The sequence below is a fragment of the Candidatus Cloacimonadota bacterium genome (assembly GCA_012516855.1).
Taxonomy (GTDB): Bacteria; Cloacimonadota; Cloacimonadia; order Cloacimonadales; family Cloacimonadaceae; genus Syntrophosphaera.
Window position 1 is genome coordinate 1 of the sequence record JAAYWB010000091.1, and the last position, 1,556, is coordinate 1,556.

Genomic DNA, 1,556 nt, shown 5'->3' on the forward strand with positions numbered 1-1,556 from the left:
CAACTGGCCACTGAATTGGCGCAAGAATCGTTCAATTGCATCACGGTTGATGGCGATACATCAACCAATGATTCCTTCGTCGTGATAGCCAGTAACAAGGCGCAACATTCGCCGATACAAGCACTGTCGAGTACAGATGGCCAAATATTGAAATCGGCCATGTTGGAAGTTGCCCAGCAACTGGCGCACGCCATTGTGCGTGACGGCGAAGGCGCAACCAAATTCATCTCCATCAAGGTCAATGGTGGCAAAACAAATGAGGAATGTCGCCAAGTCGCTTACGCCATTGCCCACTCGCCCTTGGTTAAAACCGCATTTTTTGCCAGCGACCCAAATCTGGGACGCATTTTGGCCGCCGTAGGCTATGCAGGTATTGAAGATTTAGACCAAACCAAAATTGAGCTGTATTTAGACAATGTACATGTGGCCACCAAAGGCGGACGCAACCCAACTTACCAAGAAGCAGATGGTCAAGCGGTGATGAAGCAAAGCGACATCACGGTGCGCGTTGACTTGGGCCGAGGCGCTTGTGCGCAAACGGTTTGGACCTGCGATCTTTCTGAAGAGTACGTCAAAATCAACGCCGACTACCGTTCTTAAATTCCCGCTCTTAAGAACGCCATATCCAAACTACAAGACAAATTCAATGAACGAGCAACTCGAGCGTTTTCTCACCCGTGCGGAATCTTTGGTGGTCCGCCTTGAAGCCACCTTGCCACAGGCATTAACCGCACCTGAATGGAATAACGCAGTTGCATTTCGCTATCGTAAGCGCAGCATCAACCATGGCGTACTGGAACCGGTTCGCCACATTGCAGAGTTGCGTTTCAGCGACCTCAAAGAAATTGATGGTCAAAAAGAGAAAATTGCCCGCAACACCCAACAATTTGTCGCTGGCAAAACAGCTAATAATGTGCTGCTCACGGGCGCGCGTGGTACAGGCAAATCATCGCTCATCAAAGCTTGCTTGAATGAGTATGCGCCACAAGGCTTGCGCTTGATTGAGGTGGACAAAGCGGATTTGGTTGATTTGCCAGACATCGTGGACGTGGTGTCCAACCGTCCAGAAAAATTCATCGTGTACTGCGACGATTTAAGCTTTGAAGAAGGAGAGCCAGGTTACAAAGCCCTGAAATCCATCTTGGATGGCACGATAGCGGCATCGTCCACCAATGTACTGATTTATGCCACCAGCAATCGCCGCCATTTGATTCCTGAGTACATGAAAGAGAATTTGACCTACAAACATACCGACGATGGCGAAGTCCATCCAGGTGAAGGGGTCGAAGAAAAAATTTCTTTGTCAGAGCGCTTCGGTTTGTGGGTGAGTTTCTACCCATTCAGCCAAGACGAGTATTTGGCGATTGTGAATCAATGGCTTAAATACTTTGGTGTCGATATATCCGCGCACCAAGATGCACACGCACAAGCATTGGTTTGGTCGCTCGAACGCGGCTCCCGCAGTGGCCGCGTAGCGTTTCAATTTGCCAAAGATTTTGCAGGCCGTTTGTAAACCGTGAAAGTTTGTCAGCGATGGTGAATGCCAAGCCAGAAAC

General features: G+C 49.2%; 2 protein-coding genes. Both read left to right on the top strand.

Going from position 1 to position 1,556, the window contains the following annotated elements; genetic code table 11:
• On the top strand, positions 1-600 hold a 600-nt coding region (gene argJ / locus GX466_08365; GenBank protein ID NLH94207.1), incomplete at its 5' end, for a bifunctional ornithine acetyltransferase/N-acetylglutamate synthase.
• 46 nt (positions 601-646) lie between these two features.
• Positions 647-1,513 carry an ATP-binding protein gene (locus GX466_08370; GenBank protein ID NLH94208.1) on the top strand — a complete coding sequence of 289 codons (867 nt, stop codon included), beginning with the start codon at positions 647-649 and terminating at the stop codon, positions 1,511-1,513.
• Positions 1,514-1,556: the final 43 nt, after the last annotated feature.